Genomic DNA, 14,977 nt, shown 5'->3' with positions numbered 1-14,977 from the left:
CAGTGAAGGTCACGACCAGGAAGGCCGCCCTCGGCGGTCTTGCGATGTTCGGCGCAGCCGTGCTGCTCGCCGGTTGCGGATCCGCGCCCGAGGACTCGGGCTCCACCGACGGGGCGGCGGCATCCGACTTCCTCCCCTGCATGGTCTCCGACGCGGGCGGGTTCGACGACAAGTCGTTCAACCAGCTCGGGTTCGAGGGCCTCACCAAGGCCGCCGACGAGCTCGGCGTCGAGCCGGTCACCGTGCAGTCCGACTCCGAGACCGACTACGCGCCCAACCTGACGAACCTCGTCGACCAGGGCTGCAACCTCATCACCACGGTCGGCTTCGCGCTCGCCGCGGCCGCCGGTGAGTCCGCCACCGCCAACCCCGACATCGAGTACGTCTCGATCGACGACGTGGTCGACAACGACTTCGACGGCACGACCGACTCCGACAACATCAAGCCGATCATCTTCGACACGGCCCAGGCGGCGTTCCTCGCCGGCTACGCGGCCGCCGACTACTCGAAGACCGGCATCGTCGGCACCTTCGGCGGCATGAACTTCCCGACCGTCTCGATCTTCATGGACGGCTTCAAGCAGGGCGTCGACTACCACAACACCGAGAAGGGCACGAACGTGCAGGTCCTCGGCTGGGACGGCACCGACGGCCTCTTCACCGGTGGCTTCGAGGCCAACGACACCGCGCGCAACACCGCGCAGGGCCTCATCGACCAGAACGTCGACGTGCTCCTGCCCGTCGGCGGTCCGATCTACCAGTCGGCTGCAGCGGCCATCCGCGACTCCGGCCGTGAGATCGCGATGATCGGCGTGGACGCCGACTTCACCGAGACCGACCCGTCGGTCGCCGACCTCATGCTCACCTCGATCCTCAAGGGCATCGACGTCGGCACGTACGAGGCCGTCATCGCAGCTGGCAACGGCGAGTTCGACAACACCCCGTTCGTCGGCACGCTCGAGAACGAGGGCGTGGGCATCGCCCCGTTCCACGACTTCGAGTCGAAGGTCCCCTCGACGCTCCAGGGCGAGCTCGACGACCTCAAGGCCGCGATCATCGCGGGCGACGTCGAGGTCAAGTCCTACCTCTCCAAGTAGGAACGACGCTCTGATCGGGGAGGTCGGCGCGAGCCGACCTCCCCGATCGGCGTCCCGGCGCACTTCGGAGCGGAACGCGCAACATCTGCGCAACCCCTCTCCGGCACTCTCAACTTTCGCGCAGCATCTCCGACGGATGCAGCCACCTCAGTAGGATCGGGGACATGAAGCTCGAACTTCGCGGCATCACGAAGCGATTCGGCAGCTTGGTCGCGAACGACCACATCGACCTCACCGTGGAGGCCGGAGAGATCCACTGCCTCCTCGGCGAGAACGGTGCAGGCAAGTCGACGCTGATGAACGTCCTGTACGGCCTGTACCAGGCCGACGAGGGCGAGGTGCTGCTCGACGACCAGGTCCAGCACTTCGCCGGCCCGGGCGACGCCATGGCGGCCCACATCGGCATGGTGCACCAGCACTTCATGCTCATCCCCGTCTTCACGGTCGCCGAGAACGTCATGCTCGGGCACGAGGAGACGAAGCTCGGCGGCCGGCTCGACCTCCCCGCTGCACGCGCGAAGGTGCGCGAGATCTCCGAGCGGTTCGGGTTCGACGTCGACCCCGACGCGCTCGTCGACGACCTCCCGGTCGGCGTGCAGCAGCGCGTCGAGATCATCAAGGCGCTCTCGCGCGACGCGAAGGTCCTCGTCTTCGACGAGCCGACCGCCGTGCTCACGCCGCAGGAGACCGACGAGCTCATGGGCATCATGCGCCAGTTGAAGCAGACCGGCACCTCCATCGTCTTCATCACCCACAAGCTGCGCGAGGTGCGCGAGGTCGCCGACCGCATCACGGTCATCCGCCTCGGCAAGGTCGTCGGCGAGGCATCCCCGACGGCGACGAACGCCGAGCTCGCCTCGCTCATGGTGGGTCGCGCCGTCGAGCTCACGGTGCACAAGGAGGAGCCGACGCTCGGTGACGCCGCCCTCCAGGTGCAGGGCCTCACGGTGATCGATCCCATCGGCCAGCTCGTCGTCAACGACGTGAGCTTCGAGGTGCGCCGCGGCGAGATCCTCGCGATCGCCGGCGTCCAGGGCAACGGGCAGACCGAGCTGACCGAAGCGCTCCTCGGCCTGCAGCCGCGGGTCCAGGGCTCCATCAGGATCGACGGCATCGAGCTCGGCTCCTCCAGCGTGAAGCGCATCCTCGACGCCGGCGTCGGATTCGTACCCGAGGACCGCACCGAAGACGGCCTGGTCGGCGAGTTCACCATCGCCGAGAACCTCATGCTCGACCGCAGCGACGGTGCGCCGTTCGTGCGGGGCGGCAGCATCCAGCGCGGCGCCCTCGCCGACTTCGCCCGCGACAAGGTCAAGGAGTTCGACGTCCGTACGCAGGGCATCGACTCCAAGGTGCGGCAGCTCTCCGGCGGCAACCAGCAGAAGGTCGTGCTCGCCCGCGAGCTCAGCCGAGACCTGCGCCTGCTCGTGGCCGCACAGCCCACCCGCGGCGTCGATGTCGGCTCGATCGAGTTCATCCACAAGCGCATCGTCGAGACCCGCGACTCGGGCGTCCCCGTGGTCGTCGTGTCCACCGAGCTCGATGAGGTCGTCGCCCTGGCCGACCGCATCATGGTCATGTACCGCGGCCGCATCGTGGGCATCGTCCCCGGCGACACGCCACGCGACGTGCTCGGCCTGATGATGGCCGGCGAACACCCCGCAGAAGGAGCCGCCGCATGAGCGACCCCCGCCAGCCAGACGCCGTCGGCCCGACCGGGTCGTCGAAGGCCGACCTCGACGCCGACATCGCCATCGAGGAGCCCGGCGCCGTCTCGCCCGAGACGGAGGGCGCCGAGGAGGACGCACGAGCCACCGCGGGCGGTGCCGTCGCCGCGCAGCCGACCGACGTGCCGCCGCCGTCGCGCTGGCACTCGACGCTCCACCAGATCACGACCGGCAACGCCATCATCTCCGTGCTCGCCGTGCTGCTCGCCCTGCTCGTCGGCGCCATCATGATCGCGTTCACCGACGAGCGTGTGCAGGAGGCCAGCGGCTACTTCTTCGCCCGTCCCGGTGACACGTTCCTCGCCATCTGGGAGTCCGTCTCGGGTGCGTACTCGGCACTGTTCCAGGGCTCGGTCTACAACTTCCGGCGCGACGACTTCATCTCGGGCATCCGCCCGCTCACCGAGACGCTCACGTTCGCGACGCCGCTCATCGCGGGTGGTCTCGGCGTCGGCCTCGCGTTCCGCGTCGGCATGTTCAACATCGGCGGCCGGGGCCAGATGCTCATCGCGGCATCCGTCGCCGGCTGGCTCGCGTTCGGATTCGACCTGCCGTGGGGCATCCACATGCTGGTCGCGCTGCTCGGCGGCCTCATCGGCGGCGCGCTCTGGGCGGGCATCGCGGGCGCCCTCAAGGCGCGCACCGGCGCGCACGAGGTGATCGTCACGATCATGCTGAACTACGTCGCGTTCTACCTCGTCTCGTGGATGCTGCGGACTCCCGGTCTCCTGCAGGCGCCGGGCTCGAGCAACCCGAAGACGCCGGCAATGAAGGAGACCGCGATCTTCCCCGCGCTCCTCGGACCACAGTTCAACCTGCACTTCGGCTTCATCCTCGTCGTCGTCGCCACGGTCATCGTCTGGTGGATCCTCAGCCGGTCGAGCCTCGGCTTCCGGTTCCGCGCGGTCGGCGAGAACCCGAACGCGGCGCGCGTCGCCGGCATCAACGTGCCGTCCATGTACATCTACGCGATGCTCATCTCCGGCGCGCTGCTCGGCCTCGCGGGCGTCAGCCAGGTGCTCGGCACCGTCACCACCGGGTTCACGGCCGGCATCGACGCCGGCATCGGCTTCGACGCGATCACCGTCGCCCTGCTCGGACGGTCGACGCCGTGGGGCATCTTCATCGCGGGCATCCTGTTCGGCGCATTCAAGGCCGGCGGCTTCTCGATGCAGGCCGCCGAGGGCGTGCCGATCGAGATCGTGCTCGTGGTGCAGTCGCTCATCGTGCTGTTCATCGCGGCGCCGCCGCTCGTGCGCACGATCTTCCGCCTGCCCGACCCGGCGTCGCCGAAGCGCAGGCCCGTCCCGAACGTCACGCAGGAGGTGAAGGCGAAGTGAGCACCGCCGTGCAGCACCCCGCTCCCGCGCCCCAGGTCGTCGCACTCGACACGACCGTCGTCACGAGCTGGAAGGCGCCGATCGCGTTCGCGATCTTCACGCTCCTCGCCATCGCCCTGGCCGTGTTCGCGCCGCAGGACGGCGACACGACCTTCCGGCTGTCGACCCAGTCCGATGTCATCCAGCTTCCCGAGATCACCGTGCCGACGATGCCGACCCTCTGGATCACCATCGTGCTGCTCGCGCTCGCGACGGCGTACTCCGCCATGCTCGTGGCATCGAAGCGGCGCGTGCCGGTCTGGCTCGTCGTCGTCTTCGCGGTCCTGTTCATGTTCGGCTTCCTCACGTGGGCGGCATCCGGTGCGGCGATCCCGGTCATCGGCCTCCTCTTCGGGTCGCTGAGCCTCGCCGTGCCGCTCATCTACGGCTCGCTGGCGGGCGTGCTCGGCGAGCGGGTCGGCGTCATCAACATCGCGATCGAGGGCCAGCTGCTCGCGGGTGCGTTCACGGCCGCGGTGGTGGCGTCGATCACCGGCCAGCCGATCCTCGGGCTCATCGCGGCGATGGTGGCGGGCATGCTCGTCGGCATGGTGCTCGCGGCGTTCGCGATCAAGTACTTCGTCGACCAGGTCATCGTCGGCGTTGTCCTGAACGTGCTGGTCGTCGGCCTCACGAGCTTCTTCTTCTCGCAGGTCCTCGCGCCGAACGCCGCCGCACTCAACACGCCGCCGCGGTTCGAGCGACTGCCGATCCCCGTGCTGAGCGAGATCCCGATCATCGGGCCCGTGCTGTTCCGCCAGACTCTCGTGGTCTACCTCATGTACGTCGCGGTCGCCCTCGTCTACTTCGGGCTCTTCCACACCAAGTGGGGCCTCCGCCTCCGGGCGGTGGGCGAGCACCCGCAGGCGGCCGACACGGTCGGCATCAAGGTGAACCGCACCCGGTTCTGGAACGTCGCGCTGGCCGGCGCCATCGCGGGCCTCGGCGGCACGTTCTTCACGATCGGCTCCGGCATCGCCTTCAACAAGGAGATGACGGCCGGCGCGGGCTTCATCGCGCTCGCGGCCGTGATCTTCGGCCAGTGGGATCCGATCAAGGCCACGCTCGCGGCGCTGCTGTTCGGCTTCGCCTCCAACCTCCAGAACACCCTGTCGGTCATCGGGTCGCCGGTGCCGAGCGAGTTCATGCTGATGCTGCCCTACGTCGTGACGATCTTCGCCGTGGCCGGCCTGGTCGGCAAGGTGCGGGGGCCGGCCGCGGCCGGCAAGCCGTACATCAAGTCCTGAGCGGATGCCGCGTCGTCGCGGCATCCGTCATCTCACCGAAAGCCGATCCTGAACGGGGGAGCACCATGACCGCAACGGATGCGATCGACTGGGCCTCGTTGCGCGACCGCGCGCGCGAGGCCATGGCCAAGGCGTACGTGCCGTACTCGGAGTTCCCGGTCGGGGCTGCGGCGATCGTCGACGACGGCCGGGTCGTGAGCGGATGCAACGTGGAGAACGCCTCGTACGGCGTGACGCTTTGCGCCGAGTGCTCGCTCGTCTCCGCGCTCGTGATGTCGGGCGGCGGCAAGCTCGTCGCCTTCTCGTGCGTCGACGGGCACGGCAACACGCTGATGCCGTGCGGTCGGTGCCGGCAGCTCCTCTACGAGCACTCGGCCGAGGGCATGCTCCTCGAGACGGTCTCGGGCGTGAAGACGATTGACGAGGTGCTGCCCGATGCGTTCGGTCCGCGCCAGCTGACCGAGTTCAAGGGGGCGGGCGCATGAGCACCGTCGAGGCATTCGACGCCGTCGACCTCATCCGTGCCAAGCGCGACGGCCACGAGCTCGACACCGCGGAGATCGACTGGCTCATCGACGCCTACACGAGGGGCTACGTCGCCGACGAGCAGATGTCCGCGATGACCATGGCGATCTTCCTGAACGGCATGTCGCGTCGCGAGATCCGCGACATGACGATGGCGATGATCGCGTCGGGCGAGCGCATGGACTTCTCGGGCCTGGGCAAGCCGACGACCGACAAGCACTCGACCGGCGGGGTGGGCGACAAGATCACCCTGCCGCTCATGCCGCTCGTCGCGACCTTCGGTGTCGCCGTGCCGCAGCTCTCCGGGCGGGGGCTCGGCCACACGGGCGGGACCCTCGACAAGCTCGAGTCGATCCCCGGATGGCGCGCCGACCTCACGAACGACGAGATGTTCGCGCAGCTCCGCGACGTCGGCGGGGTCATCTGCGCCGCCGGGTCGGGGCTGGCACCGGCCGACAAGAAGCTCTACGCGCTGCGGGACATCACGGGCACCGTCGAGGCCATCCCGCTCATCGCCTCGTCGATCATGTCGAAGAAGATCGCCGAGGGCACCGGCGCGCTCGTCCTCGACGTGAAGTTCGGGTCCGGCGCCTTCCTCCAGGACATCGAGCGCTCGCGGGAGCTCGCCCGAACGATGGTCGAACTCGGCGAGGACGCCGGCGTCGCCACGTCGGCCCTCATCACGAACATGAACGTGCCGCTGGGCCTCACCATCGGCAATGCCAACGAGGTGCGCGAATCGGTGGAGGTGCTCGCCGGTGGCGGTCCTGCCGACGTGCGCGAGCTCACGGTCGCCCTCGCCCGCGAGATGCTCGAGCTCGCCGGCGTGCACGACGCCGACGTCGAGGGTGCCCTCGACGACGGCCGGGCGATGGACACGTGGCGTCGGGCGATCGCCGCGCAGGGCGGGGATCCCGATGCGCCGCTGCCCGTCTCCCGCGAGCAGCACGTGGTCACCGCCGATCGCGACGGCGTGCTCGTCACGCAGGAGGCGCTGCCCTTCGGCATCGCCGCGTGGCGCCTCGGCGCCGGGCGTGCGCGCAAGGAGGATCCCGTGCATCACGCCGCGGGGATCGAGCTCCATGCGAAGCCGGGCGACGCGGTGCGCGCGGGCGAGCCGCTGTTCACGCTGCACGCCGACGAGCCCGCCCGGTTCGCGCGTGCGCTGGAGGCCGTGCAGGGGGCCTACCGCATCGGGGATGCCGGCGAGGCCGTCGAGGACGGCGGCCCGCTCATCGCCGACCGCATCGGGCGCGACCGCTAGACCGGCCGACGGCGGCCCTGGGCCGCGCACGGCCACCGCAACCCCCCTCCGGCTTAGCGCACCCGCGTCCGATCGGTGGCCCGAACGGCTCGGACCAGCTTCGAGATTGCCGAGACTTCGCGGGGGGCGCGCCGCTATCGTGGACACGTGAACACGATTCCGACGGAGTACCGCCTCGAGGGCGACGGCACGAGCATCCAGGCGCTGCCGAAGGTGTCGCTGCACGACCACCTCGATGGCGGCCTGCGCCCGCAGTCGCTCCTCGAGCTCGCCGACGAGGTCGGCCTCGAGGTGCCGGCGTCCGACGCCGAGTCGCTCGCGGCATGGTTCACCGAGCAGTCGAACTCCGGCTCGCTCGTCGAGTACCTGAAGACGTTCGACCTCACGACCGGAGTCATGCAGACGAGGGCGGGCCTGCAGCGCGTCGCCCGCGAATTCGTGCAAGATCTGGCAGCCGACGGCGTGATCTACGGCGAGATCCGCTGGGCGCCCGAGCAGCACCTCGCGCGGGGGCTCACCCTCGACGAGGCGGTCGAGGCGGTCCAGGACGGCATCGAGCAGGGCATCGACGACGCGCGGCACCAGGGGCAGTCGATCCGCGCCGGCCAGTTGGTCACCGCGATGCGCCACGCCGACCGCGGACTCGAGATCGCGGAGCTGGCCGTACGCCATCGCGATCGCGGCGTGGTGGGGTTCGACATCGCGGGGGCAGAGGCCGGGTTCCTGCCTGCCCGCCATCGCACCGCCTTCGACTTCCTCGCCTCCCAGTTCTTCCCGGTCACCGTGCACGCCGGCGAGGCCGACGGGCTCGAGTCCATCCGCAGCGCGCTGTTCGACGGACGCGCCCTGCGCCTCGGGCACGGCGTGCGCATCGCGGAAGACCTCACCATCGAGCGTCAGGACGACGAGAACACCTACGTCTCGCTCGGACCGATCGCGCAGTGGGTGCGCGACCGCGAGATCGCCCTCGAGACCAGCCCCTCGTCGAACCTGCAGACCGGCGCGATCGCCGCCTGGGGCGACGAGCTCGTCGACCACCCGTTCGACCTGCTGTACCAGCTGGGGTTCCGGGTCACAGTCAACACCGACAATCGCCTCCAGAGCGGCACGTCGCTGACCCGGGAGCTCTCGCTCCTCAGCGACGCGTTCGGGTACGACCTCGACGACTTCGAGACGTTCCAGCTCAATGCTGCGGCATCCGCCTTCCTTCCCCTCGACGACCGCGAGGAGCTCGCCGAGCTCATCCAGGACGGCTTCGACGAAGCCTGACCGACGCCGCGAGGCCTCGTCGCGACTCCACGCGCCCTGAACGGACCCCCCAATGACGACCATCCCCTCGCTCCCCGACACCGCCGTGGTGATCGGAGCCCGAGCCGACGACTGGCGCGCCGCCGTGCGCGAGGCCGGTCGCGCGCTCACGCGTTCGGGAGCGACCCGGTCCGAGTACGCCGATCGCATGATCGCGGTCATCGAGGAGTTCGGCGCATACGTGGTCATCGCCCCTGGCCTCGCCCTGGCGCACGCCCGTCCGGGCCCCGACGTGCGGCGCGAGGGCCTGGCGGTCGTCACGCTCGCCGAGGCGGTGCCGTTCGGGCATCCGCACAACGATCCCGTGCGCGTCGTCGTCGGGCTCGCGGTGTCCAACGCCGAGGACCACGTGGCATCCGTCGCTCGGCTCGCGAACGCCTTCAACGACAGCGGCATCGTGGGCCGCATCGCGCGCGCGACGTCGGCCGATGAGGTCCGCAGCCTGCTCGGCGTCGAAGCAGGCCCGGTCGAGGGCGCCGACGCATGAGGATCGTCGCCGTCTGCGGCGCCGGCGTGGGCACGTCCGCGATCCTGAAGGTCAACGCCGAGCGCGCACTCGATCGGCTCGGACTGCGCGCCGACGTGAGCGCCAGCGATCTCGCGGGCATCTCGGATGCCGCGGCCGACGCCCAGGTGATCATCACCTCGACCGAGCTCGCCGCCGCCGTGCGCCAGGCCATCGGGCGCAGCTTCGCGGAGGTCGTCGAGGTCGTCAACTACTTCGACGTCGAGGAGATCGGCGCGAAGCTCGAGGCCTCGCTGGGCTGAGCAGCCAGGGCCGGCTCATGCGCCGGTCGGCTCACGAGGTGAGCTGGCGCATCCCGGCCTCGAGTGCCTCGACGGCGGCGGATGCCGCTGCGCGGCGCTCGTCGACCGAGCCCTCGGCGCCCACGGCGTCGATGTAGACCTTGAGCTTGGGCTCGGTGCCGCTCGGCCGCACCATCACGCGGGCGCCGCCCTCGAACAGGATGCGAAGCACGTCCGACGGCGGGAGCGCACCGAAGCCGTCGGCCAGGTCCTCGATGCGCTCGACGCGGATGCCGCCGACGGAGGCGGGCGGCTCGGCCCGGAGCCGCGCCATGATCGCGCCGATACGGGAGAGGTCGGTGACGCGGAGCGACACCTGCGTCGAGGCGAAGCAACCGAACCGCTCGACGAACTCGTCGAGGTGGTCGGCGACCGTGCGGCCTTCCGCCTTCAGCTCGGCTGCCAGGGACAGGAACGCCACGGCGGCGGAGATTCCGTCCTTGTCGCGCACGGTGTCGGGATTCACGAGGTAGCCGAGCGCCTCCTCGAAGCCGAACACGAGCCCGGGGGCACGGGAGATCCACTTGAACCCGGTGAGGGTGGCCTCGAAGTCGAGGTCGTAGGCGCGCGCGACCGTTTCGAGCCCCGGAGACGACACGATCGAGCAGGCGAGCGCGCCGTTCGCCCCCGAGTCGCCCGAGGCGCCGGCGGCGCGACGGGCGGCCCGCCATCCGAGGAGCAGCCCGACCTCGTTGCCGCTCAGGCGTCGGTAGCCGCCCTCGGCGCGAGGGTCGGGGATGGCGACGGCGAGCCGATCGGCGTCGGGGTCGTTCGCGATCACGAGCTCCGCGTCGACCGCGCGCGCCTCCTCGAAGCTGAGGTCCATCGCGCCCGGCTCCTCGGGGTTCGGGAACGCGACGGTCGGGAACGCGGGATCGGGGGAGATCTGGGCGGCCACCGGCGCGGGCGCATCGAAGCCGGCCGCCGCGAAGACGCGGGCCGCCGTCGCCCAGCCGACGCCGTGCATCGCGGTGTAGACGACCCGCGGCTGGGCGGTGGGCGGCTCGGCGACGAGGGCGGTGCGGCGGATGTACTCGTCGAGGAGGTCTTCGCCGACCGTCTCGAAGGCGCCACGCGGCAGCTGCGGCACGGTCGCGCTCGCGGCCACGCGCTCGATGTGCGCGGCGATCTCGGCATCGGCGGGCGCGACGATCTGCGATCCGTGATCACTGCCGCCCAGGTACACCTTGTAGCCGTTGTCGTTGGGCGGGTTGTGCGACGCCGTCACCATCACGCCGGCCGACGTGGCGAGGTGGCGCACGGCGAACGCGAGCACCGGCGTCGGGAGCAGCGTCGGCAGCAGCAGGGCGCGCAACCCCGCACCGGCCATGATCTCGGCGGAGTCGCGGGCGAACACGGCGGAGTTCTTGCGTCCGTCGTAGCCGATGACGACCGAGGGCGTCTCGCCGGGCTCGGCGCGCTCGACCAGGTAGGCGGCGAGGCCGGCTGCCGCCTGCGACACGAGCACGCGGTTCATGCGGTTGGGGCCGGCGGCGATCTCGCCGCGGAGCCCGGCGGTGCCGAACGCGAGCCGGTCGTCGAAGCGGTCGGCGAGGTCGGCGGCGGCTCGAGCATCGCCGGTACGTGCTCCCTCGACGAGGGCGGCCAGCTCGGCGCGGGTCTCGGGATCGGGGTCCTGTGCGATCCAGGCCTCGGCGAGGGCGAGTCGTTCGGCGTCGGCGGCGTTCGTCTGCGGCATCCGTCCCTCCTAGAGCTCGGCGACGATCTTCGCGAGCAGGGCGGAGATCACGGACTCGGCGGCACGACCGGCCTCGATGACCTCCTCGTGGCTGAGCGGCGTCTGCTGGATGCCGGCGGCGAGGTTGGTGATCAGCGACATGCCGAGGATCTCCATGCCGGCCTGGCGCGCCGCGATCGCCTCGAGCGCGGTCGACATGCCGACGATGTGCCCGCCGATGGCCTTGGCCATCTGCACCTCGGCCGGGGTCTCGTAGTGGGGCCCGCGGAACTGGCAGTAGACCCCCTCGTCGAGCGAGGGGTCGATCGAACGCGCGAGGTCGCGGAGTCGCCGCGAATAGAGATCGGTGAGGTCGATGAACGTAGCACCCTCGAGCGGGGAGTCGGCGGTGAGGTTGATGTGGTCGCTGATCAGCACCGGCGTGCCGGGCGTCCACGTCTCGCGGATGCCGCCGGCACCGTTCGTGAGGATCATCGTCGTCGCACCCGTTGCGGCGGCGGTGCGCACCGAGTGCACGACGCGGCGCACGCCGTGCCCCTCGTAGTAGTGCGTGCGCGCGCCGATGACGAGGGCGCGCTTGCCGTTGGGCAGCGACACCGAGCGCAGGGTGCCCACGTGTCCCTCGAGGGCGGGCTTCGAGAAGCCGGGCACCTCGGTGGCGGGGATGGTGTGGGTCGTCTCGCCGATGAGGTCGGCCGCTCGGCCCCACCCGCTGCCGAGGGTGAGGGCGACGTCGTGGCGTTCGACCCCCGTGAGCTCCGCGATCCTCGCCGCGGCATCGGCGGCGATGGCGAAGGGGTCGGCTGTGGGGTCGTCGAGCGGGTTGGCACCGTGCATCCCACCACTCTAATGACGGCGCGGATGCCGCCGCTGGCGCGTGCTCGTTTGCTGGCTCGCCGCGCACATACGACAGAATGTGAGCATGGCCTACGAGTTCGAGCGCACGCAACGGATCGCCGTCCTCGGAGGAGGACCCGGCGGATATGAGGCCGCGCTCGCGGGCGCCCGCCTGGGAGCCGAGGTGACGCTCATCGAACGAGCGGGTGTCGGCGGCTCCGCGGTGCTCACCGACGTCGTGCCCTCGAAGTCGCTGATCGCCACGGCCGAGGCCTCCAACGCCGTGAAGGAGGCGGCCGACCTCGGCGTGCAGTTCTACGCCAAGGGGCAGTCCGACAAGGCGGTCAAGCCGAGCGTGGCCATCAACCTCGCGGCGGTGAACAAGCGCCTCCTGGGGCTCGCCGCCCAGCAGTCCGAGGACATGCGCTCGAACCTCATGGACGCCGGGGTGAACCTCGTGCAGGGCGAGGGTCGGCTCGACGGCTCCAACGCGATCATCGTCGCGACGGCCAAGGGCGGCACCGACTTCGACCGCATCGAGGCGGACACCATCGTCATCTCCGTCGGCGCGACGCCCCGCATCCTCCCCACGGCCGTGCCCGACGGCGAGCGCATCCTCACGTGGACGCAGCTGTACGACCTGCCCGAGATCCCAGAGCACCTCATCGTGGTCGGTTCGGGCGTCACGGGCGCCGAGTTCGCATCGGCGTACCGCGCGCTCGGCTCGAAGGTGACGCTCATCTCGAGCCGCGACCAGGTGCTTCCGGGTGAGGACGCCGACGCGGCAACCGTCATCGAGAAGGTCTTCAAGCGCAACGGCATGAAGGTGCTGAACAAGTCGCGGGCCGAGTCGGTCGTGCGCGACGGCGACGGGGTCGTGGCGACCCTGACCGACGGGCGCGAGGTGCGCGGCAGCCACTGCCTCATGGCGGTCGGCTCGGTGCCGAACACGGCGGGCATCGGCCTCGAGGAGGCCGGGGTGCAGCTCACCGACAGCGGCCACATCCGGGTCAACCGGGTCGCGCGCACGTCCATCCCCAACATCTACGCCGCCGGCGACTGCACGACCTACATCCCGCTCGCGTCGGTCGCGTCGATGCAGGGGCGCACCGCGGTGTTCCACGCGATGGGCGACATCGTCGACCCGCCTGAGGAGCGCAACATCACCTCCAACATCTTCACGCAGCCCGAGATCGCGACGGTCGGGTGGACGCAGAAGGACATCGAGGAGGGCGTCGTGCCGGGCGTCATCTACAAGCTGCCCCTCGCGTCGAACCCCCGCGCGAAGATGATGGGCATCCGCGACGGGTTCGTGAAGCTGTTCGCCTCGAACGGCTCGGGCGCGATCATCGGCGGCGTCATCGTCGCGCCCCGCGCCTCCGACCTGATCTTCCCGCTCACCCTCGCCGTGGAACACCGGCTCACGGTCGACCAGTTCGCCGAGGCGTTCCCGATCTATCCGTCGCTGACCGGTTCGCTGACGGATGCCGCGAGGGCCATGCACGTCGTACGCTGAGACGACGCGGCGCTGCGGGGGCACCGCGCGGAGGCTCGGGGGAACCATGAATCTGCGAGTGAAATCCGTCGAGGCGTCGATGGCCGACGCTGCAGACCACGAGCGGAGCCTGCGGCGTTCGCTCGGCACGTGGGACCTCGCGCTGATGGGCATCGCCGTCGCCGTCGGGGCCGGCATCTTCTCGGTCGGTGCGAAGGCGGCGGCGGACTTCGCCGGTCCCAGCGTGACCATCTCGTTCATCCTCGCCGCCCTCACGTGCGGGCTCGCGATCATGTGCTACGCCGAGTTCGCGTCCACCGTGCCGGTCGCGGGCAGCGCCTACACCTTCACGTACGCGACCATGGGGGAGCTCCTGGCGTGGATCATCGGCTGGGATCTCATCCTCGAGATGTTCACGGGCGCGGCCGTGATCGCGAAGTACTGGGGCGTCTACCTCGGCGAGGCACTGCTCGCCGTCGGCATCCCGTTCCCCGCGACCATCGAGATCGCCGGACTGGAGGTGAGCTGGCCGTCGTTCCTCATCGTCGCCGTCTTCACCGCCCTGCTCGTCGCCGGCACGAAGCTCACCGCTCGTGTGGGCTCGGTCTTCACCATCATCAAGGTCGCGATCGTGCTGTTCGTGATCGTCGTCGGCTTCTTCTTCATCAACGCCGCGAACTACGTGCCGTTCATCCCCGAGTCCGTGCCCACCGAGGGCGGCTCGAGCGACGTCTGGGCGCAGTCCCTCTTCTCGTGGGCGACCGGCGCCGAGCCCGCCCAGTACGGCATCTTCGGCCTGCTCTCCGCTGCGTCGCTCGTGTTCTTCGCGTTCATCGGCTTCGACGTGGTGGCCACGAGCGCGGAGGAGGTGCGCGAGCCGCAGAAGCGACTGCCGCGCGGCATCTTCCTCGGGCTCGCCATCGTGACCGCCCTGTACGTGCTGGTGTCGATCGTGATGACCGGCATGGTCTCGTACACGGAGCTGGCCGAGGAGGAGACCCCGTCGCTCGCCACGGCGTTCCGACTCGTCGGCCAGGACTGGGCCTCAGCGGTGATCTCGATCGGGGCGCTCGTCGGTCTCACGACCGTCATCATGGTGCTCCTGCTCGGGCTCTCGCGCATCGTCTTCGCGCTCAGCCGCGACGGCCTCCTGCCGCGCTGGCTGTCCAAGACGACCGAGCACACCAAGACCCCGGCGCGCATCCAGATCATCGGCGGCTCCGTCGTCGCCGTGGTGGCCGCGTTCACCGACGTGGGGCTGCTCGAGGAGATGATCAACATCGGCACGCTGTCGGCGTTCGTGCTCGTGAGCCTCGGCATCGTCGTGCTGCGTCGCACCAGACCCGACCTGCCCCGAGGGTTCCGGGTGCCGTGGTCGCCGGTGCTGCCCATCATCTCGGCCGTGCTCTGCCTCTGGCTGATGCTCAACCTGACGACCCTGACGTGGGTCCGGTTCCTCGTCTGGCTCGTGATCGGAATCGTCATCTACCTGCTCTACGGCCGCCGCCGCTCGCGGTGGGGCGACGCCGGCGTCAGCGAGGTCGAGCTGCCGACGCCGCAGGGTGCGCCCACGGCCGACTGACGCCGCGGGC

At 70.1% G+C, this 14,977-nt stretch carries 13 protein-coding genes; 11 read left to right on the top strand and 2 right to left on the bottom strand.

Annotation, left to right across the window (positions count from 1 at the left end):
• Positions 1-2: 2 nt before the first annotated feature.
• From GH736_RS02310 to GH736_RS02270, 9 genes are all read left to right on the top strand, one after another.
• Positions 3-1,097 (top strand): BMP family lipoprotein, encoded by a 1,095-nt coding sequence (locus GH736_RS02310; RefSeq protein WP_235933803.1) that lies wholly within the window; start codon positions 3-5, stop codon positions 1,095-1,097.
• Positions 1,098-1,261: 164 nt separating this feature from the next.
• Positions 1,262-2,779, top strand: coding sequence for an ABC transporter ATP-binding protein (locus tag GH736_RS02305; RefSeq protein WP_159599877.1), 1,518 nt, complete (start codon positions 1,262-1,264; stop codon positions 2,777-2,779).
• Positions 2,776-4,164 carry an ABC transporter permease gene (locus tag GH736_RS02300; RefSeq protein WP_159599875.1) on the top strand — a complete coding sequence of 463 codons (1,389 nt, stop codon included), beginning with the start codon at positions 2,776-2,778 and terminating at the stop codon, positions 4,162-4,164. The genes GH736_RS02305 and GH736_RS02300 overlap by 4 nt, the downstream gene beginning before the upstream one ends.
• On the top strand, positions 4,161-5,450 hold the full coding sequence (locus tag GH736_RS02295; RefSeq protein WP_407922319.1) for an ABC transporter permease: 1,290 nt from the start codon (positions 4,161-4,163) through the stop codon (positions 5,448-5,450). The genes GH736_RS02300 and GH736_RS02295 overlap by 4 nt, the downstream gene beginning before the upstream one ends.
• A 65-nt stretch (positions 5,451-5,515) precedes the next feature.
• Positions 5,516-5,935: a cytidine deaminase gene (locus GH736_RS02290; protein WP_159599873.1), complete on the top strand. Its 420-nt coding sequence runs from the start codon at positions 5,516-5,518 to the stop codon at positions 5,933-5,935.
• Entirely contained in the window at positions 5,932-7,239 is a 1,308-nt protein-coding gene (locus GH736_RS02285) for a thymidine phosphorylase (RefSeq protein ID WP_159599871.1), read from the top strand. Before GH736_RS02290 ends, GH736_RS02285 begins: the two co-directional genes overlap by 4 nt.
• 147 nt (positions 7,240-7,386) lie before the next feature.
• On the top strand, positions 7,387-8,508 hold the full coding sequence (locus GH736_RS02280) for an adenosine deaminase (RefSeq protein WP_235933802.1): 1,122 nt from the start codon (positions 7,387-7,389) through the stop codon (positions 8,506-8,508).
• 52 nt (positions 8,509-8,560) lie between these two features.
• Entirely contained in the window at positions 8,561-9,034 is a 474-nt protein-coding gene (locus GH736_RS02275) for a PTS sugar transporter subunit IIA (RefSeq protein ID WP_159599869.1), read from the top strand.
• On the top strand, positions 9,031-9,315 hold the full coding sequence (locus GH736_RS02270; protein ID WP_159599867.1) for a PTS sugar transporter subunit IIB: 285 nt from the start codon (positions 9,031-9,033) through the stop codon (positions 9,313-9,315). The genes GH736_RS02275 and GH736_RS02270 overlap by 4 nt, the downstream gene beginning before the upstream one ends.
• Positions 9,316-9,346: 31 nt before the next feature.
• On the opposite strand, the gene GH736_RS02265 is transcribed toward GH736_RS02270, so the two are convergent.
• Both GH736_RS02265 and GH736_RS02260 read right to left on the bottom strand, forming a co-directional pair.
• Entirely contained in the window at positions 9,347-11,053 is a 1,707-nt protein-coding gene (locus GH736_RS02265) for a phospho-sugar mutase (protein ID WP_159599865.1), read from the bottom strand.
• Between the two features lie 9 nt (positions 11,054-11,062).
• The gene (locus tag GH736_RS02260; protein WP_159599863.1) at positions 11,063-11,890 is read right to left on the bottom strand and encodes a purine-nucleoside phosphorylase; all 828 of its coding nucleotides are present in this window, start codon (positions 11,888-11,890) and stop codon (positions 11,063-11,065) included.
• A gap of 85 nt (positions 11,891-11,975) precedes the next feature.
• Between GH736_RS02260 and GH736_RS02255 the strand changes: the two genes are divergently transcribed.
• Positions 11,976-13,406 (top strand): NAD(P)H-quinone dehydrogenase, encoded by a 1,431-nt coding sequence (locus GH736_RS02255; RefSeq protein WP_159599861.1) that lies wholly within the window; start codon positions 11,976-11,978, stop codon positions 13,404-13,406.
• A 46-nt stretch (positions 13,407-13,452) separates the two neighbouring features.
• Positions 13,453-14,967, top strand: coding sequence for an APC family permease (locus GH736_RS02250; protein WP_159599859.1), 1,515 nt, complete (start codon positions 13,453-13,455; stop codon positions 14,965-14,967).
• The last annotated feature ends 10 nt before the right edge of the window (positions 14,968-14,977 follow it).

The sequence above is a fragment of the Agromyces humi genome (assembly GCF_009720255.1).
Classification (GTDB): domain Bacteria; phylum Actinomycetota; class Actinomycetes; order Actinomycetales; family Microbacteriaceae; genus Agromyces; species Agromyces humi.
The sequence above is the reverse complement of the archived record's forward strand: the minus strand, read 5'-3'. Positions and strand labels throughout refer to the sequence as shown.